Source organism: Desmonostoc muscorum LEGE 12446, from assembly GCF_015207005.2.
GTDB classification, from domain to species: domain Bacteria; phylum Cyanobacteriota; class Cyanobacteriia; order Cyanobacteriales; family Nostocaceae; genus Nostoc; species Nostoc muscorum.
In genome coordinates, this window is record NZ_JADEXS020000001.1 from 7,683,125 (window position 1) to 7,703,702 (window position 20,578).

Consider the following 20,578-nt stretch of genomic DNA (forward strand, 5'->3'; position numbering starts at 1 on the left):
CCACTCCCTACTCCCCATATTTCAAGAAAGGTCGCGCCATACATGACAGCCGATTCAACAACTGTATTCTTTGTGGAAGACTCTGCCCAAGACAGAGCTTTATATCGACGCTTGTTAGAGCAAGACGATCGCCACACCTACAATATTTACGAATTTGAGTCTGGGGAGGAGGCGCTGCACAGTTGTCAAGCTACAACACCGGATGTGGTTTTGTTGGACTATCAATTGCCGGATTTAGACGGGCTGGAATTTCTCACTGAGCTACAAAGGCAAACCCAAGGTAGCCAAATTTCAGTAATTATGCTGACTGGACAGGGTGATGAAGCGATCGCAGTCCAAGCCATCAAGAATGGAGCGCATGATTATTTGGTAAAGGGAAAATTGACTCGTGACAGTTTGTGCCGAGCAATTCATGGAGCAATCAAGCAAATGCAGCTCATGCAGCAGCTACAACAGCAGCAGGAACAACAACGCCTAGTTGGAGCGATCGCTCTGCGTATCCGCCAATCTTTCAAGCTGCAAGACATCCTTGCTACTAGTGTTCAAGAAGTTCGCCAGTTACTCAAAACCGATCGAGTATTAGTATATAAACTTACACCTGAAATGAAGGACAGGGTTGTGGCGGAGTCGGTATTACCTGAATGGACACCAAGTTTGGGACTTGAGATTGAAGCCACTTGTTTTCAGGAAAACCAGAGGCAAGAATACCGTCAAGGAAAAATCTGGACAACGACGAACATCTATGAAGCGGGTTTAAGTAACTGCCATATTCAATTATTAGAACAGTTTCAGGTGAAGGCGAATCTAGTTGTCCCCATTGTGCTGGAAAACCAAGGAACTCCAGAGGTTGAACTTTGGGGGCTATTTATTGTGCATCAATGTTCTGCTCCCCGACAATGGCAGACATTTGAGGTGGAATTGCTCAAACAATTGACGGTGCAACTAGCGATCGCCATCCAACAAGCTCAACTTTACCAAAATCTGCAAACCCTGAACACTCAGTTGGAAGCTAAAGTCCAGGAACGCACTGCTGCACTAGAGGAAAGCGATCGCCGATTCCGTGCTATCTTCAATAACACTTTCCAATTCACAGGTTTATTGACTCCAGATGGCATTCTTCTGGAAGCAAACCAGACTGCCCTCAGTTTTGCTGGACTGAAGCTAGAGGATGTCATCAATCTTCCTTTTTGGGAAGCACACTGGTGGACGATTTCACCACAAACCCAAGAACAATTAAAACAAGCCATCGCCCGTGCAGCTCAAGGGGAGTTTATCCGCTATGAAGTTGATGTGATTGGGGCAAATAACCGAGTAGCAACAATCGATTTTTCGCTGCGTCCACTGCAAAACGAAATCGGTCAAGTAGTTTTGTTGATTCCCGAAGGGCGAGATATCACTGAACGCAAACAAACAGAACTTGCTTTGCATGAACGTGAAGTGATGTTGCACTTAATTGGAGATAATCTGCCCAATGGCGCAGTTTATCGGGTGATCCGGGAATTGGATGGTAGCGATCGCTTTTCCTACCTGAGTGGCGGAATTGAAAGACTGACGGAAGTCAGGGTAGAAGATGCACTTAGAGATTCATCTTTGCTTTATCGGCAGTTCATCACAGAGGATGTTCCCCAGCTACAGACTGCTGTTGAAGAGTCCATGCGTCATTTGTCTGTGTTTGATATTCAGCTGCGAATCCAAACCCCCAGCGGTCAACTCAAATGGTTGCATTTTCGTTCCAAACCACGCCAGTTAAAGGATGGGCGTATGGCTTGGGATGGATTGGTGGTAGATGTCACCGACCTCAAGCGCACTGAAGAAACGCTACGCAAGAGTCAAGGTTTGCTAGAAGAATCCCAGCGAGTTGCTCGTCTTGGTAATTGGGAATATGAACTTGCCACTGGTAAAATTATCTGGTCGAAGGGACTTTTCGACCTCTTCAATCGGGAACCCACACTTCTGGAACCGACTTATGAAGAAAATCTGCAATTGTATCACCCTGAAGATCGCCAGAAATTACACCAAAGTGTTGAGCGAGCGATCGCCACTGGTGAGTCTTACAAACAAATTCTCCGCGTACCCCAGGCAAATGGTTCTAATCGCTACTTCGAGGGCATTGGACATGCAGAATTCAACGTCGATGGACAGGTAATCCGGCTTTATGGCACTGCTCAAGATGTCACCGAACGGGAAGTTGCGCTGCGCGATCGCCAAACAGCTGAAGAACGTTGGCAATTAGCGATCGCTGGTACTAATGAAGCAATTTGGGATTGGGACATCTCTACTAATCAAACCTTCCGGTCCGATCGTTGGTTCGCAATTTTGGGATATGAACCCAACGAAATTAGCGATGGCGATGATGAGTGGGCTACTCGCATCCACCCGGATGACTATACCAGAGTCATGGCTGCACAAGAAGCTTATTTGCAGCGGCAAGTTCCAGATTATAACGTCGAGTATCGTCTGCGGTGTAAGGACGGCAGCTATCGCTGGGTGCGATCGCGGGCAAAAGCTATTTGGAATGAACTAGGAAATCCAGTGCGACTTGTGGGTTCACTTGGGGACATGAACGATGTCTACGAAGAGCTTCGCTTACGCAAACTTGCCCAGGAAAAACTCCGACAAAGTGAAGCGCAGCTAGCCACTACTCAACAAATCGCCCATGTAGGCAGTTGGGAATGGGACTTAGAAATGAAAAAGCGCTCCTGGTCAAGGGAAACTTTTCGCATTTTTGGTCTCAATCCAAGTCAAAGGGAACCGAACCAACCAGAATTTCTCCAGATGCTTCACCCGGAGGATCGCACACTATTTCAGAACAATTTTGAACGAGCGATCGCCCAAAAAACCCCTTTCAATATTGAGTATCGAATTGTCCGGCCAGATGGCTCAATCCGCTACGTTGAGGCTAAAGCAGAGATAGCTTATAACCCTCAAGGGCAGGCAGTTAAACTGTTGGGATCTATTCTAGATATTACAGAACGTAAACAAGCCGAGTTAGAAATCATCCGTAACCGTGACTTGCTAGAAGCTGTTTATGATGAATCCGCTGATGCGCTTTTTCTGGTGGATCTAGAAACATTACTGACCACTGACTGTAATCAGCGAGCAGTGAAGCTATTTGCAGCCTCTAGCAAAGCTGAACTCATTAGCATTGAAGGTAACACTCTGCAAAAACAACAGTTTACCCGTGATGAGTTAGACTCCATAACCGAAGAAATTAAGCACCAAGGGTTTTGGAGTCGAGAAATTGAATATGTGACCAAGCAGGGCAATTGCTTTTGGGGAAACATCGCAGTCAAACAAATCACGGTTGCTGGCAATGCGATGAACCTAGTACGAGTCACGGATATTACTGCACGCAAACGAGCCGAAATAGCCCTCCGAGAAAGTGAGGAACGACTACAATTAGCACTTGAAGCTTCTGGGGATGGTTTATGGGACTGGAATATTCTGACTGGAGAGGTATATTACAGCCCTCGGTATTTAGAAATGCTCGGATACGCCTTCGATGAACTTCCGCAAAATTTGAGTACTTGGAAGCGATTAGTTCATCCAGAGGATCGGGCTTGGGTAGAGGAAATTATGGCAGCCCACCTCAAGGACAGTTCAGTACCTTACAAATTTGACTATCGGCTCCGAACTAAATCCGGTGAATACAAATGGGTTGCCGACTATGGCAAAGTTGTCATGCGGGATCAACAAGGTAACCCTTTGCGGATGACTGGTACTCATCGGGATATCAGCGATGTCTATGACGAGCTGCACTTACGCAAACAAACCGAAGCAGCTTTAGCCAGAAGTGAAGAACAATTGAGACTAACCTTGGAATTTAACAACATCGGTCTCTGGGATTGGAATGTTAAAACAGGAGAAGTTATCTGGAACGACAACCATTTTCGCTTGCTGGGGTTGGAACCAGAAACATCAACAGCCAAGTATCGGCTATGGCGCAATTCTATGCATCCAGAGGATATTGACCGAGTTGAACAGGCTTTATTCAAGGCCCTAGCAGAGCATACTAATTATGAAGCTGAATATCGAGTAATTTACCCCGATGCTAGTATTCATTGGCTCACTGGTAAAGGGCGCGGCGTTTACAATGAAGCAGGCGAAGCTGTACGGATGTTGGGCGTGATAATTAATATCAGCGAACATAAGCAAGCAGAGGCAGCTCTGCGAGAAAGTGAAGCCCGGTTCCAGGCATTTATGAACAATAGCCCGGTGCTAGCTTGGATTACCGATATCGAGGGGCGTGTCCTTTACTTAAATCAAACGTACCTACGGACATTTAAATTGCTACCAGAACAGGTGATCGGGCAATTTATTTCTGACCTTTACCCAGCGGAAATTGCTCAGCAGCATTTTAATCACATTCGCACAGTCATAGAGACAAATCAGGTACTTGAGGTAATGGAAGTTGCTCACAGACCAGACGGCACTCTTGGAGAGTTCTTGGTATATAAGTTTCCGATTTTGGGATTGTCTGCACAAAAGCTAGTTGGTAGGGTGGCGATCGACATCACAGAACGTAAAATTCTGGAACGAGAGCTGGCTCATCAGCAAAAGTTATTAGATGCTTTCATTAGCAGCGCACCTGTTGGTTTAACTGTCCTCGATCGCCATTTGCATTTCTCATTGGTTAATCAAGCATTAGCACAAATGAATGGTATTGCCGCAACAGCGCATATTGGCAAGACTGTGTGGGAAATTATCCCTGATTTGGCACGAAAGCTCGAACCGATCTTTCAACATGTTTTAACAATGGGTAAACCGATTCTGGATTTGGAAATCGGTGGCGAAACTCCAAAACTTCCTGGTGTGAAGCGGACGTGGTTAGTTTCCTGCTTTCCAATTCCTTCTCAAGCTGAGCAACCCATCGGCATAGGCTTTGTAATTGTGGAAATCAGCGATCGCAAACGCGCTGAACAGATGTTAGAACTACAAGCAATAATTACCCGAAATATGGCTGAGGGAATTTGCTTAGTTAGAGCTACTGATGCCGTATTTGTCTACACCAATCCGAAATTCGACCAGATGTTTGGCTATGACTCTGGTGAATTAATCGGTCAGCATGTTTCAATTGTCAATTATGGTGATGAACGTAATACACCTGAAGATGTTAACCAGGCAATTAGATCTGCTGTGTTCCAACACGGTGAAGCCACTTATGAAGTTCATAATGTTAAGAAAGATGGCACTCCCTTCTGGTGTAATGCCACGAGTTCCGTCTTTGAACATCCGGAGTATGGAAGCGTCCTTGTAGCTGTCCAACAAGATATTACTGAGCATAAACAAGCCCAGGAAAAAATCAAAGCTTCTCTTAAAGAAAAGGAAGTGTTACTCAAAGAAATTCACCATCGTGTGAAGAATAATTTAGGAATTGTCAGCAGTTTGCTGCAAATGCAGTGCAGACGTACACAAGATCCTCAGGTGACTGCAATTCTGCGCGATAGCCAAAACCGCATTGCCTCTATTGCCTTAGTTCATGAAAAGTTATACCGTTCTGATGACCTCGCTGATATTGATTTCGCTCAATACATCCCAGATTTAACAACTCATTTATTTGATTCCTATAACGTCAGTTCCAGCCAAATTAAACTGACGATTCAGGTTGATAATGCTAGCCTCGATATCGAAACAGCCATTCCTTGCGGCTTGATTATCAATGAATTGGTCTCCAATGCTTTGAAGTACGCTTTTGTTGGTAATCGTGAAGGGGAAATTGAGGTTAAGTTTTATCAAGAATCTGAGTGTACTTTGATACTCATTGTTCGAGATAATGGTATTGGTTTACCTGAAAATTTTGATAGCAAGAAAGCCAAGACTTTGGGCATAACCCTTGTTCAGGGTTTAGTCAAGCAGTTGAGGGGAAAGCTCGAAATTGACTGTCACCAGGGAACACAATTCAAAATTTCTTTTACCAACATCGGTGCATAAACATGGTCGGCATCCCAGCAATTACACAGACAAGTGAGACAGTTAGAGTTCTTGTTGTCGAAGATGAATATATTCTTGCGATCAACTTACAAGAAAGTCTAGAGTCTCTGGGATACACTGTTTTAGATATTGCCGATTCCGCAGAAACAGCGATCGAAAAAGCAACTCAGTTGCGCCCAAACTTGATTTTAATGGATATCAGGTTACGGGGTGAGGTTGACGGCATCCAGGCAGCAGAGCAAATTTGGCATCATTTGCAAATTCCTGTTATCTACCTCACTGGTCACTCAGATAAGAGTACTGTGGAGCGGGCAACCCTCACATCCCCCTTTGGATATATTCTCAAACCCATCAGGGAGCAAGAACTTTACGTTGCTATTCAAACAGCTCTCAATCGCTACAATCGCGAGCAATTTTTGAGTTCTGTGCTTCGAGGAATGGGTGATGGAGTAATTGTAGTAGATACTGAATTACGTGTTAAATATATCAATCAGGTAGCTGAAGCATTGACAGGTTGGCGATGGGATGAAGCCAAGGACAAGATGTTAACTGAAGTCGTCAAACTCATTGACGAACAAACTCAGCTGACCGTAGAAAATCCAATTATTGCAGCCCTCCAACAACAAACTATTATCTATTTGGGCAGTCGCGTCTTACTCGTTACCAAAGACGGGACAATTATTCCAGTAGCTGATAGTGCTACTCCGTTGAGAGATAACAGGGGTGTAATTACAGGAGCAGTACTGGTTTTTCGGGATGACACGCAACGACGGCTAATTGAAGAACGCAATCTTGCCGCTGAACGTGCTAAACAACTAGAAATTCAAGTAGCAGAACTCGAAAGATTGAACAAATTGAAAGAGGATTTTTTAGTAACTACTTCCCATGAAATGCGAACGCCATTATCAAACATTAAAATGGCAATTAATGTCCTAGAAAATATTTTAGACCAACAGAGCATTTTCAATTCAGAGGCACTTTTTACATCTGAGATTGTAGGTCGTTACCTAAGCATCATGCGTGACCAGTGCGAACAAGAGTTAGATTTAGTGGATGATTTGCTGTATATGCGAATGATTGATGCAGACGCCTATCCATTGGAATTAACTTCAATTCAACTGCAAAACTGGCTGCCTCATATTGCTGAGGGTTTTGAAGCGCGTGTTCAAGGCAAACGACAAATGTTGCAAATTAAGGTTTCTCCTGATTTACCAGCTTTAGTTTCAGACTTAGCTAGCCTGACTGAAATTATCTCAGAGTTACTGAACAATGCTTGTAAATACAGTCCTGCTAATGAACAGATTCGGGTAACTGCCCACATGGTTAATATCACAAAAAGTCTTGTAAATGAAGATGCAGAATCTGCTGTATTAAATACACTTCAAGTTCCCTATTTTCAAATTACAATTAGTAATTCTGGGGTTGAAATTCCGATAAAAGAACAATCTCGGATCTTTGACCCGTTTTACCGGATTGGTCAAACCAAGACACAAGAACAATCTCAAATTTTTGACCAGATTTACCAGATTGTGCAAAGCGATCGCCGACAATATGGCAACACCGGATTAGGTTTATCACTGGTTAAAAAGTTAGTCCAATATCTCCAAGGTACGATTGAAGTTACCAGTTCTCAAGGCTGGACAAATTTCATAGTCAAACTGCCGTTGAGCCTGTCGGAGTGATTAGTAATATCAAGTTTGGATAGATACTTATAGTTAGGGTTGACACGGAGACGAGAGGACGTGGAGAATTTTGAATTATAAGTAATTAAGCGAACTTAATATAAGCAGAAAAGGTTAATCAACAGCTAAACTGAAGACATAGTGAGATGACTCTGGGCTGAAGCCTCGGAGCATCTAAGAATCACTTCATACATATCGTTCCTTTTTCACTTTAGAACTGCCGCGCCTGTTAATCCAACGTTACCAAGTTCGACTGATTATTTTCTATCCAGAAGAGGAGATGATCGTCAAATGGCAAAAGTAGAACAATACCGTGAAATAATTCAAGAATTGTTAGAGGGTTACAGTCAAATTAAATCTAGTAACGAAGAAGTCGAAGCCGAAGTAATTTTTGATCGAGAGCGCGTTGGGCTTTGCCCCGCCGCAGGCATCGCTATCAACTTGTTCATGCCGGTTGGTCAAATAAACGTCGTGTATACAGCATTTTTCAGGTAAATGAGGTACACGGGTAGGGGCGCACAGCTGTGCGCCCCTACGATAACCTGTACCTCACCAAGCTGCAATCTGCTGTAACTTGCATAATTAGGGGGGGCAAGATGTCCACCCCCACAAGAGTTATGTTTAATTCGGTTATGCAAATTGAATATTTTTCAGCTTATCAGTAGTTATTGCAAAGTACCGCGTTTGATTTGTTCGCTTTCAATAGCTTCAAATAAAGCGCGAAAGTTTCCTTCCCCAAAACCTTGAGCTTGGAAACGACGCTCAATAAATTCAAAGAAAAATGTCGGCTGTTCAAATATTGGCTGGGTAAAAATTTGTAGTAATAAAGGCGCGGGATTTCCTCCCTCTAAAGGAGTATATTCTTGCCAGTCCACGAGAATTTCTTGTTGAGCGATCGCCTCAATTTCTAAATCTGATAATGAAAATCCTGGACGCTGTTTTAGCTGGGTGTAATAGCTTTGGGGAACTGAGAGTAAGGATAAACCACTGGCACGAAATTTAGCGATCGCACTTACAAGATTTGTCGTCCGTAAAGCAATATGTTGAATACCTGGCCCCCGGTTGACATCTAAAAATTCCTGAATTTGGGAGTTCTTAGAAGCTGGTTCATTAATTGGCAATTGTACGCTGCCCTTGCGCGAAACCATCACTTGGCTGTGTAAAGCAGAACGATCGGTTTTAATTTTAAACACCTGCTGGGGTTGAAAATCTAGGATCTTTTCATACCAAGCAACAGCAGGTTCTAAATCACCAATTGCTACGTTGAGTACGATGTGATCTATAGCAGTAATTGAAGAAGACGCGGAGATAAAGGACGCGGGGACACGGGGACACGGAGACATGGAGAATTCTTTCACCGCTTCAGAGCGTCTCCCAGTCTTTGCGTCCTCTTCTACTTCTCTTTCTATCAACGTATGAGTCAGTCCACCCCAAGCGGCAATTTTGCTCCATTTGAGGGATGTTGTGCCTACGTTCTCTTCCTGGATGGGTTGTAGGACTGTGGCACCGTGTTTTTGAGCATGTGCGATCGCTGCTTCTACGTCTTCCACCGCAAAAGCAATATCGGCGACACCAGGCGGATATTGACGCAGAAACTCAGCTACTGGACTTGTGGGTAACAGTGGTGAAGACAGTAAAAAGCAGACGGTACCACTTTTTACTACTTCCGTGCAGGTGTGAAATGAATTAATGCGATCGGCTGCTGCTTGAAAACCAAGATGGTGTACGAACCAATCCCGCCATGTTTTGGCGTCTTCTACATAGAAATGAACGTGATCAATTTTCATAGATACTGAAAATCCAGCATAACAGCTTATATATTTCTAAATTTTGCCTTTTTTGCTAGATTTTCATGTCTTTCCCAGGCAAGAATTATGTAGGCGTACTCCCACTCTAAAAGAACAGATGGCTATCAGGTTGAATGTTAATTTCCATTGGTACAGCTTGCGGTTCGGCAGAAAGGGCAAAGAAAATTGCATTGGCCGCAGTTTCAGGACTCAGCATTTTTTTCCGGTCTACTTTTAAGTTGACGTTATCCCAAAAAGGAGAATCTACCCCACCAAAGTAGAATAGCGTGAACTTGATGCCAAAGCGCTTGAGTTCTTCTGCCATGCACTTGCTGAAACCCACAACACCAAACTTAGAAGCAGAATAAGCCGCCGCCATCCCCATCGAATGCTTGCCGAGAATTCCTACCACGTTACAGATGTGACCAGACTTGCGCTTTTGCATCTCTTGGGCAGCCGCCTGAGTAGTGTAAAAGCTGCCTTTTAAATTGACATCCAGCATCTTGTCTAAATCAGCGGGTTCCAGGTTATTGTAAGGTTTGAGTATGCCAGCACCAGCAGCATTCACCAAAATATCGATTTGACCAAACTCAGCAACCGTCTTTTCGATCAAAGCATCTACCTGTTGAGGATTGGTAATATCGGTGGGAACAGTCAAAACTTGCCCTGGTAAATCAGCAGCCAGTTTGGTTAAACGCACCGCATCTCTCGCAGCCAGTACTAACCGTACTCCAGTAGGCGCAAGTTTGTGTGTTAAGGCTGAACCAATACCACCAGTAGCACCGACAATAACGACGACTTTATCCTGCATTTTTATATTTACATTTCTTTACATCATTTTACATAATACTGAATTATGGACTCAAGTTCTAGGTAAATGTTCAGAAAGTATCTACTCAAAGAATAGCGGTATAACCTCATATTCCCTGCCACTTGCTTTTAATTTAAATGCAGAGGATGATTGTAAATATTTGGTAAAATTAGAACCTAGCTTTAATTTTTTAACAATTGAATTAGGAGATTCTCCGGTTATTTTCTGTATCTCTGTACCTAGTTTGGACACAGATAATTTAATTTTGGGAGATTTTATTTGAAAATCTTGAATTATCTTTAATAAAAATTTGTCTAATGTTTCTTTATCAAAAAATTGAGGGAAAATTTCTTGTTCTTGCTCTTTGATAGATTTCGCAGATGATTCATCTGGAAAAGAAATTATTTCTTCAATTTCTGGCTGCCTTTGATTATGATTGGTATTCAGATTGCATCTTTCTTCAAATAAATTGGCAATACCTGCTAAACTGTGTAATCGAGCATTGATTGAGTTTTGTTCATTTTTAATTAAATCTTGAATTTGCTCAACTACTTGTTCTAAGGATGGAACTTCTCTGGCCATTGTTATGGAATAATGAGTCAAATCGCCAGTGTTCCGGTTCTCTATATGCAAACTTTGTCCTTGTCTACGCACTAAGTAGACAGTCAACCCCTGGTTTTGGAGTTCGTTACACAGGTGAATTAAAATTCCATCGCCAGAACAGACTAAAATTTCTTTAACTGTTGGATAAGACCTTAAGACAGAAGCACCAAATGCAATCATTTTTGCATCAGCACTATCTTTACCTCCGGGTACATGAACAAGTTGATAGCCACGGTTATATAGTTCAATATCCTGCTTACCAATACTTGGGTTTCTCCAGTTGGCAAATGCTAATTTAGCTTGCAAAGGATATTCACATACACTCGCTAAAAATAATTCGGAATTAATATCTAATTTTAAGTTTTCTGCATCTAAAAGTAAAAGCGAAATTCCTGTTTCTAAGTGATATTTGATTTCCTGTTTTTGCTGAGATGTTTGGATGAATTGATTGAAAGCATCAGATTCTAGCCAATCAGGTGATAATAAAATCTTCCGTAGTTCTTCCGCTAATATGGAACTAAAAGAGCTAAAATTTGTTTCTGTAAAATTTTCTAGTGATAGTTTTTTTGCTAAATCAAGTTCCCTCGCTTCAGCCGTAGTTACTTGACTGTGCCCGTTGCTGTTCGCAATCAAATCAGTTTCCAGCAAACTAGAAAATGTCGGCTCAAGGAATTGTTTACCACAATTTTTGCAGAGGTAATTCTGCTTGTCATTCCGACGGCCATTTTTACGATATGAAGTAGAATCGCACCGGGGACATTTCATTTTCTATTTAGGTGGTCTAAAGTAGATACTTTTCTTAAGTATATAGTATAAAAAATACTGTCAACTTATATTAGTATTACTCAACACAAAAAAAGCTAGAAGGGCGTGTAAATTAAATTCAATCCTTAATTACGACTCACATTATGTGATAGTCGTCTCAAGAGCCAGAACTTCCAGCGGATTTAAAGTTAATGAAAATACAAAAACTAAGTGCTAAAACCAGGTATTAAAACTGTTTTACTCCTGTTGGCGCAGCAGGGCGTAGCCCATTCTAGCTTCTGAATTCACCAATTCTGCTGTCAGAAAGATTTAACTGACGCGGGCAAAAACATAATCGCGGGTACGGGAATCAAGGGGATTAGTAAAAATTTTATTTGTAGTACCAAATTCAACCATTTGACTAATGCGGTTTTCATTACTGTAAAAGAAAGCCGTAAAATCACATAAGCGAGTAACTTGCTGCATGTTGTGGGTAACAATCACAATTGTCAAGTCAGAGCGCAAGTTATGAATCAAATTTTCAATTTGCATACTACCAAGAGGATCGAGGCCTGAACAAGGTTCATCCATCAGTAAAACTTTTGGTTTAACTGCTAAAGCACGAGCAATGCATAGTCTTTGTTGTTGTCCGCCGGAAAGTTCTAAAGCAGACTTGTGCAGCTTATTTTTCAGTTCATCCCAAAGATCGGCAGCTTTGATGGCAGACTCAACAATCGCATCTAATTCTACTTTTGGATGCCATCCAACTAATTTCACCCCATAGGCAACATTATCATAAACGCTCATGGGAAAAAGATTTGGCTTGGGAAAAACCATACTAATTTGGCGACGTAGCCTACTTAAATTGACACGGCGCTCATAAATGTTCTGTCCAAAAAATTCTACTCTTCCTTCAACACTCACTTCTGCTTCTAATTCACCCATGCGATTTAACGATTTAAGAAAAGTAGACTTGCCACAACCACTAGAACCAATAATTGCCGTGACTTGGTTTTGGTAAATATCCATTGAAACGCCTTCAACTATCTTTTGAGTCTCGTAATAGAAGCTGAAGTTTTTGACTCTGATGGCTGGAATTAGTTTACTCATATTCCCAAAACGTGTGAAACAAAACTTGACTAAGTAAGGTAGTACAAATCAGCAGTGCTGTTTCACTATGTTACTCCTAAAAGGAGATCTTCATGGAAAATACGTAAATATACGGTAGATATATAGCAAATATACCGTTAGTAAATGTTTGTATTAAATTATGTCGCAAAAATCATTATTGAGAAAATTAAAAATGCAGATGAGGAGGACGCGGAGAATGACCAATGCCCAATGACTTTTTAACCAAAACGTCCTGAAATGTAGTCGCGGGTGCGGGGGTCGAGTGGGTTGTTAAAGATTTGCTCTGTGGCACCAAATTCAACCATTTGACCAATCCGACTTTCATCGGTGCTGAAGAAAGCGGTAAAATCAGAGACACGGGCAGCTTGTTGCATGTTGTGGGTAACGATCGCGATCGTCAACTGAGATTTCAAACTATACAGCAGTTCCTCAACTTTCATAGTAGCTATAGGGTCAAGAGCCGAACAAGGCTCATCCATCAGCAGAACTTTCGGCTTGACTGCTAAAGCGCGGGCAATACATAATCTCTGTTGTTGACCACCAGAAAGCCCTAAAGCCGATTTATCTAGTTTATCTTTAACTTCATCCCAAAGAGCAGCGTCTTTGAGAGCAGACTCGACAATTTCATCTAGTTCTACTTTTGGATACCTACCTGCTATTCTCATCCCGTAGGCGACATTTTCATAAATGCTGATAGGAAAAGGATTCGGTTTTTGGAACACCATACCAATTTGGCGGCGTAATCGATTGATGTTGACACGAGGAGCATAAATATTTTGACCAAAAAATTCTACTTCTCCTTCAACTTTTACAGGGCCTTCTAATTCACTAATGCGATTCAAGATTTTGATGAAAGTAGATTTACCGCAACCACTAGGGCCAATAATTGCAGTTACTTGGTTGCGATAAATATCTATTGATACCTTTTCGATCGCTTTGATTGTCCCATAGTAAAAACTGATATTTTTTACTTTGATAGCTGGAATTAAGTTCTTCATAAATTGTCCCGTTGCGAAATAAAAAATTATCAAAATAGAATTCAGAATTCAGAATGGGCTACGCCCCGCTGCGCTAACAGAATTCAGGAGTCAAAATGAATAATATAGAACTAGTGCTGGTTTGAAGTTATTAGCGTTCTGAATCCTCTACTAGTTAATTATGACTTCTGACTTCTGACTTCTGAATTCTGAATCCTGACTTCTGACTTCTGTTCATTTGATTTTTCTTTGCCTAATAACTAAACGAGAAATAATGCTGACACATAAAATTAAGGCCAATAGAATTATCGAAGTTGTCCATACTAATTGACTTTTTTCTGGGTCTGGATCGTTGTAGAGGTTAAAAATTAATACTGGCAAAGAAGCTGTTGGACTTAACAAACCTTCTGACCAATCTAGACTAAATAAAGCAGTAAAAATTAAAGGTGCTGTTTCACCAGCAGCACGAGCTACAGCTAATAAAACGCCTGTGGTGATTCCGGGAATTGCCGTAGTTACAACGATGCGAAAGGTAGTTTGAAAACGAGTTCCGCCTAAAGCAGCAGAGGCGAGGCGTTGAGATGTGGGAATCAGTTTTAAAGATTCTTCTGTTGTCAATACAATCACTGGTAGCATAATCACAGCTAAAGCAAAACCACCTGCGATCGCACTAAATCCTTTAGTTACGAAAACGATTATACCGTAAGCGAATATGCCTACAACAATTGAAGGCACGCCTGTGAGAATATTAGTAATAAAACGAATGAAATTAGCAATTAGATTAGTTTGACCAAATTCCGCCAAGAAAATTCCTGTCATTATGCCTGTGGGAATGCTTAAAAAAGCGCCAATGGCTACCATAGTTATGGTTCCGAGAATTGCATTGCCAAACCCATTATCAATCACTGATTTGACAAAAACTTCCCATTTAATTCCAGATATTCCCCGGACAAATATTTCCCATAAAATTGATAATAAAGGAATGAGTGCTAGACCTGTAAAACCAAAGGCGATCGCATTCATTAAATAGCTAAATATTACTCGCTGTTTTGGTAGGGGGCTGCATAATTCTGTTGTAATTGATTCATCATTCTCAGACTCAATATAATCACTCATATTTCTCACAATTTTTGGTTGTTTAACAAAATGTTTACAGTATATAAATTACGAATCCTCCATAACAACTAAATCGATTCAGAATTCTGCATTTTGCATTTTGCATTCTGAATTCTGAATTCTTCTTCAATTATTTTTTCTGGCAAACCATCTGACTAATAATACAGCCCCAATATTGACAACTAAAGTCAAGCCAAACAAAATTAATCCCAAATAGCTTAAAGCACCAATATGTAATCCTGGTTCAGCTTCAGCAAATTCATTAGCTAATACAGAGGGAATTGTATAAGCTGGATCGAGTAAAGAAGCACTAATTTGGGCAGAGTTACCAATTACCATAGTGACAGCCATTGTTTCACCCAAAGCACGTCCTAAAGCCAGCATTGCTGCACTGACTATTCCCGAAAATCCAGCTGGTAGCAAAACTCGAAAAATTGTTTCCCAACGAGTACCACCTAAAGCCATAGATGCGCTACGTAATTCTTTAGGTATAGCCAGTAATACATCACGAGTAATTGCTGCCATTGTTGGCAAAATCATGATGGCTAGAATAATTCCAGCAGTCAACATATTTGTGCCAACAGGGTCTTGTGTATTGAATAGTGGTATAAATTTAAAAGTGCTGCCCAGCCATTTTTCTAAAGGTTCCAAAACTGGAATAAATACAAAAATAGCCCACAAACCAATAATGACGCTAGGAATTGCTGCAATTAATTCCACAACAAATGCTAAGATTGTTCGCACTGATGCAGGTAAGAAATTTTCACTTGTTACCAAGGAGACTGCTATTCCTACTGGTATAGCTAATAAAATAGCGATCGCACTACTTACTAAGGTTCCATAAATATAAGGTAATGCACCAAAAATTCCATTACCTGTATCCCAATCTTGACGCCATAAAAACCCGACTCCAAACTGTTTAATGGCTGGTAAAGCTTCTTGGTAAATTACCCAACTCATTAAAAATAACACTGCAAAAGTAACCAAGCCAAAAAAGTATACTAGCAGTGTAAATCCTTGGTCAAACCAGAAATTTTTCCCACTGATAGCTGTCAAATTCAGATTTTCATCATCTAGATTTGATTGATTTGATGAATTTTTGTCGGCTGGCTCCGATGAATTTGCCATGACAGATAAATAAAATAGATTTTTGTGTGTGAGTAGAGTTGATAACAGTGATTTTTGTCAACTTCATGTGAAAGTTAAATCAAGTTTTAAAATGTTGCCTCATGCTTAATCCAAACTCTCGTTTCAACAACAGACGCCTAATAAAAAGGATTTCCAGGTAGAACCTGGAAACGAGATTTACAACCAATATTTACCAGATTTTTTCAGGGTTTTGCTTAAGTTTACACTAATAGTAAAAAGCCGACCCTATTGGTAGAAGAAAGTAGTAAAATTAGCAATTAAGGCTTGACACTGCTATTCACTGTCTGAAGTACACGATTTGCTACATCAGATGGAATCTTGGTGTAGTTAAGGTCATCATTATATTGTTGACCATCTTTTAATACCCAATTTATCCATTTCTTAATTGCATCAGATTTTGCAGCATTAGCATACTGTTTGTAAACCATCATCCAAGTCAGACCAACAATGGGATAACCTTGTGATGGATCGCCTACAAAAACGCGGTAGTTATCTGGAAAACTCACAGTAGCTAAAGCTGCGTTTGCAGATTGTAAAGAAGGAGCAACAAATTCTCCTGCCTTATTTTGGATCTGTGCTGATTTCAGGTTATTTTTAAGAGCGAAGGCATATTCAACATAACCAATAGAACCAGGAGTGCGAGCTACTAAGGCAGCGACGCCAGGATTGCCTTTACCTTTGAGGACGTTTGGAAGATTCCATTTTGGTGCAGTATTGGCTCCAACTCTGCCTTTAAAATAACTACTAACTGTACTCAAATGGTTAGTAAAAATGAAAGTTGTACCGCTACCATCGGCACGAACAACAAATTTTATTGGTTGACTTGGTAGATTCACACCTGGATTATCAGCTTTAATTTTCGGGTCATTCCAATTGGTAATTTGACCTGCAAAAATTGCTGGTAGTGTATTGCGGGATAATTTGAGTTCATTGACGCCTGGCAGATTATAAACCACAGAAACTGCACCGCCTGCTGTGGGTACTAAGATTACACCGTTCTTGACTTTAGCGATTTCAGCATCTTTCATTGCAGCATCACTACCACCAAAGTCAACGGTTCCAGCAGTGACTTGACGAATACCGCCGCCACTACCAATTGCTTGGTAGTTAATTTTCAAGTCTGGATACTTCTTCTTAACTTCACGAGCATAGCGTTCGTAAAGCGGAGCCGGAAAAGTTGCTCCTGCACCGTTGAGGGTTTGAGCTTGTGCGATCGCGCCAAACATTGGACTAAGTGCAACAGAAGTTGTCACCACTGAAGTAGCAACGACACGATTCAAGATGGTGGTCGAAAAAATCATATTACCTCTGATGAAAGGAATATTTTCCTGCTGTAATCACAGCCTTAATTAAGGCTACATTTCTTATGGTTAAAATTTATTTAACAATAGATGAATATCAAGTTAAGTTGCGTTTAAAATTTACTTTAAAACACCTCTTTGTTATTGATATTTGATTGAATAAATTAATTTAGTCAAATCAAAATATATTGATGGAAAATTGCAGTTGAATTTTAATACTGAAAAATAAATAAATAACACAATTTTCAAATTAGAACTTCTATTTAAGTGCTTAAATGTTCATCTCATCGTCACCCTGACTTACAATTTTTTCGCTAACCATCTTGACAAATCCTGTTTGAAATGGAATAGACCTCTTGCAAAAGTCTCTAACACCCCACCCCCAACCCCTCCCCTTACCAAGGGGAGGGGAGCGTTTGCGTTAGCAAATGCGGGGTGGGGTTCTTTATTTTTGATTTATGCAAGAGGTCTAATGAAACAGCCCTGCTGGGGGTTAGGGGGGATCGGAAATCTAGGTGGTACATCGAAAAATTTTGAAATGCTTATCAGACTATGCTTTGACGTTAAGTTGACACCAATGCACAGCTGTGTGTCCCTACGGTAAATCTATATGTATCAAGATTTTCGTGAAATGGTATCAGCGATCGCAGTTTTTTTGATGAACATGACCAAATTTCCGATTCTCATCTCGCTTTTTGTATCAAAAAGTTAAGGAATATTGCATTTAAGTCAAAACCTGGAGTGAAAGCGCCAAATCAGCGGAAAGACCGTGATAGTATGCTCTCGATAAATGTGAAGATTGGGAGAAAGACCTTTGACACTACGGGTTGCTGTTATTGGGTCAGGCCCTGCTGGTTCATCTGCCGCTGAAACACTGGCTGCCTCTGGGATTGAAACCTATCTGTTTGAGCGGAAACTAGACAATGCTAAGCCTTGTGGGGGTGCAATTCCCCTGTGTATGGTAGATGAGTTTGACCTACCACCAGAGATTATCGATCGCCGAGTACGGAAGATGAAAATGATTTCGCCTTCCAACCGCGAGGTTGATATTAATCTGGTAAATGAAGAAGAATATATAGGAATGTGCCGCCGGGAAGTGCTGGATGGCTTTTTGCGGAATCGTGCGGCAAAACTCGGCGCAAATTTAATTAATGCCACTGTTCATAAACTGGATATACCAGCAAACAATACCGAACCCTATACCATCCATTACGTTGACCATACAGAAAGTGGTGCAGAGGGGATTGCCAAAACCCTGAAAGTGGATGTCATCATTGGGGCTGATGGTGCCAATTCGCGGGTTGCCAAAGAAATGGATGCCGGGGATTATAATTATGCGATCGCCTTCCAAGAGCGGATTCGCTTACCCGAAGACAAAATGGCATACTATAACGACCTCGCTGAAATGTATGTCGGCGATGACGTTTCTACTGACTTCTACGCTTGGGTTTTCCCCAAATATGACCACGTAGCTGTTGGTACCGGCACAATGCACGTCAATAAAGCCAGCATTAAACAGTTACAAGCTGGCATCCGCGCCCGTGCATCCGAAAAGCTGGCAGGGGGTAAAATCATCAAAGTAGAAGCGCACCCCATTCCTGAACATCCCCGTCCCCGTCGTGTTGTCGGTCGCATCGCTTTGGTCGGAGATGCTGCTGGTTACGTTACCAAGTCTTCCGGCGAAGGTATTTATTTTGCCGCTAAATCTGGGCGGATGTGTGCCGAAACCATTGTAGAAACATCTAACGGTGGTAGCCGTATTCCTACAGAAGATGACCTCAAGGTTTACCTGAAGCGTTGGGATAAAAAATACGGACTCACTTACAAAGTGCTGGACATTTTGCAAACCGTGTTCTATCGTTCAAACGCCACCCGCGAAGCCTTTGTGGAAATGTGCGATGACCTTGATGTACAACGGCTAACATTCGATAGCTATCTGTACAAAACGGTTGTCCCAGCTAATCCCATCACCCAACTGAAAATTACTGCCAAAACTATTGCTAGCTTAATTCGCGGTAATGCCCTTGCACCCTAAGTGAGTGCTGAGTTCTGAGTGCTGGGTTCAGGAGCAAAAAATTCATAATCCTAGATTATGAATTATAAGAAAATAAGCTGAAAATCCCAAAATCAAAGCCTAAAAACCCAAAAAGTTTTTAGGCTTTGATGTCCTTGGTTAAGTGTTGGTTTGGAATTGAAATAAAATATTAGCTCGATAGTGAATTGATATTTGCTGATATAATCAAGCAAGTTGGTCGTCATCAGCATCTTACCAAAAATTACGAAGTTGTAAAATTTTTTAAAAATCCATAAAGTAAGCTTAAAAAATATAAATTACTGAATAAGATTTCAAAAAAAACATATAAATACTTCATAAAAACTACAAAAAGATATTGGCGAATTTTCTGTAAATTTACTACGGTAGACTGGAGACTCACTTTAGAAAAACTCCAGGATGAGAATTGAAACCTAAGTTTATGAGACGAAGTTTAGTTTTCGCGGCTGCCATATCTAGTTTTTTTGTGACTGCGACCACAGCATTTAGTTTCTCTGGTCAAGCACAAGCTTTCTTCTTTTCCGGTACTTCCAGTGGTACATGGGGACAACCAACTCCAGGAAGCATTGATACTAACCCCACATATACAGGTGTGGGAACCAACACATTTACCTGGGGTCAACCTTATCCGTCCTCAACACCTCCAAATAAACTAATCTTTACTGGGAGTTCCTTTTCAGGAAACATCGACTCTGTATTCAAAATAAGTGACTTGAGCTACTTTAACGGAACAGTACTCAAAGGCACAAGCGTTGAATTTCTACCTTTAAATCTCAATCTATCCTTTAATTCTCCCGTTGGAATTGACCAAGTTTTTAACTTAAACTTCCATTTGGTGAATACAGCGAATACCTCAACAAATCCGCAAGAAAATGCAGATTTAGTATTTCTAGACACAAACTTGAGCAATAACAGTTTCACGTTTGCAGGCAATAAATACAAACTAGAACTAACTGGCTTTAATCCAGATGTTCCTCAGTTGAGTATTAAAGTGCCTGAAGGAAGCACAACTAAAACAGCTCTTTATGCCAGAATCAAAACCATACCTGAACCTGCAACAATAGCCGGTCTATCCTTGGTAGGGATATACCTGATATCCCGTAAAAAATCTTTGCATAAGACTTCAGTATAGGTTTGTAAAAGTGCTGATTAAAAAGTTAAAAGTAAAAAGATAATCCCCATAAATAAATTTAGAATCTATCTCTTTTTCTCTGTATTTTGGCTTTTTACTTTTTACTTTTGCCTTGTTCAGTGAATTGAAGCTTAAAATTTGAACGTAGAAGAACGGAAAGA

The 20,578-nt window shown here is 41.0% G+C and carries 13 protein-coding genes; 5 read left to right on the forward strand and 8 right to left on the reverse strand.

The window, feature by feature from the left end; all coding sequences use genetic code 11:
• The first annotated feature begins 42 nt into the window (after positions 1-42).
• From IQ276_RS31575 to IQ276_RS31585, 3 genes are all read left to right on the forward strand, one after another.
• Positions 43-5,931, forward strand: coding sequence for a PAS domain-containing protein (locus IQ276_RS31575; protein WP_193915739.1), 5,889 nt, complete (start codon positions 43-45; stop codon positions 5,929-5,931).
• A gap of 2 nt (positions 5,932-5,933) precedes the next feature.
• On the forward strand, positions 5,934-7,613 hold the full coding sequence (locus IQ276_RS31580) for a hybrid sensor histidine kinase/response regulator (RefSeq protein ID WP_193915742.1): 1,680 nt from the start codon (positions 5,934-5,936) through the stop codon (positions 7,611-7,613).
• 291 nt (positions 7,614-7,904) lie between these two features.
• Positions 7,905-8,108: an element excision factor XisI family protein gene (locus IQ276_RS31585; protein ID WP_228042971.1), complete on the forward strand. Its 204-nt coding sequence runs from the start codon at positions 7,905-7,907 to the stop codon at positions 8,106-8,108.
• Positions 8,109-8,278: 170 nt separating this feature from the next.
• Here IQ276_RS31585 and hppD read toward each other — a convergent pair whose 3' ends face one another.
• The 8 genes from hppD to pstS form a co-directional block, all read right to left on the reverse strand.
• Entirely contained in the window at positions 8,279-9,400 is a 1,122-nt protein-coding gene (gene hppD / locus IQ276_RS31590) for a 4-hydroxyphenylpyruvate dioxygenase (RefSeq protein ID WP_193915745.1), read from the reverse strand.
• 106 nt (positions 9,401-9,506) lie between these two features.
• Positions 9,507-10,211, reverse strand: coding sequence for an SDR family oxidoreductase (locus tag IQ276_RS31595; protein WP_193915748.1), 705 nt, complete (start codon positions 10,209-10,211; stop codon positions 9,507-9,509).
• Between the two features lie 81 nt (positions 10,212-10,292).
• Positions 10,293-11,579 carry an IS1/IS1595 family N-terminal zinc-binding domain-containing protein gene (locus tag IQ276_RS31600; RefSeq protein ID WP_193915751.1) on the reverse strand — a complete coding sequence of 429 codons (1,287 nt, stop codon included), beginning with the start codon at positions 11,577-11,579 and terminating at the stop codon, positions 10,293-10,295.
• A gap of 309 nt (positions 11,580-11,888) precedes the next feature.
• Entirely contained in the window at positions 11,889-12,668 is a 780-nt protein-coding gene (locus IQ276_RS31605) for a phosphate ABC transporter ATP-binding protein (RefSeq protein WP_190880449.1), read from the reverse strand.
• A gap of 239 nt (positions 12,669-12,907) precedes the next feature.
• Positions 12,908-13,687 carry a phosphate ABC transporter ATP-binding protein PstB gene (gene pstB / locus IQ276_RS31610; RefSeq protein WP_190880448.1) on the reverse strand — a complete coding sequence of 260 codons (780 nt, stop codon included), beginning with the start codon at positions 13,685-13,687 and terminating at the stop codon, positions 12,908-12,910.
• Between the two features lie 213 nt (positions 13,688-13,900).
• Positions 13,901-14,782 (reverse strand): phosphate ABC transporter permease PstA, encoded by an 882-nt coding sequence (gene pstA, locus IQ276_RS31615; RefSeq protein WP_193915754.1) that lies wholly within the window; start codon positions 14,780-14,782, stop codon positions 13,901-13,903.
• 126 nt (positions 14,783-14,908) lie between these two features.
• Positions 14,909-15,910, reverse strand: a complete 1,002-nt coding sequence (gene pstC, locus IQ276_RS31620) for a phosphate ABC transporter permease subunit PstC (protein ID WP_193915757.1) — start codon at positions 15,908-15,910, stop codon at positions 14,909-14,911.
• Between the two features lie 278 nt (positions 15,911-16,188).
• The gene (pstS, locus tag IQ276_RS31625) at positions 16,189-17,232 is read right to left on the reverse strand and encodes a phosphate ABC transporter substrate-binding protein PstS (protein WP_190880441.1); all 1,044 of its coding nucleotides are present in this window, start codon (positions 17,230-17,232) and stop codon (positions 16,189-16,191) included.
• Between the two features lie 814 nt (positions 17,233-18,046).
• Here pstS and chlP point away from each other — a divergent pair.
• Positions 18,047-19,267 carry a geranylgeranyl reductase gene (chlP, locus tag IQ276_RS31630; protein WP_193918185.1) on the forward strand — a complete coding sequence of 407 codons (1,221 nt, stop codon included), beginning with the start codon at positions 18,047-18,049 and terminating at the stop codon, positions 19,265-19,267.
• Between the two features lie 439 nt (positions 19,268-19,706).
• Positions 19,707-20,417 (forward strand): choice-of-anchor K domain-containing protein, encoded by a 711-nt coding sequence (locus tag IQ276_RS31635; RefSeq protein ID WP_193918183.1) that lies wholly within the window; start codon positions 19,707-19,709, stop codon positions 20,415-20,417.
• The last annotated feature ends 161 nt before the right edge of the window (positions 20,418-20,578 follow it).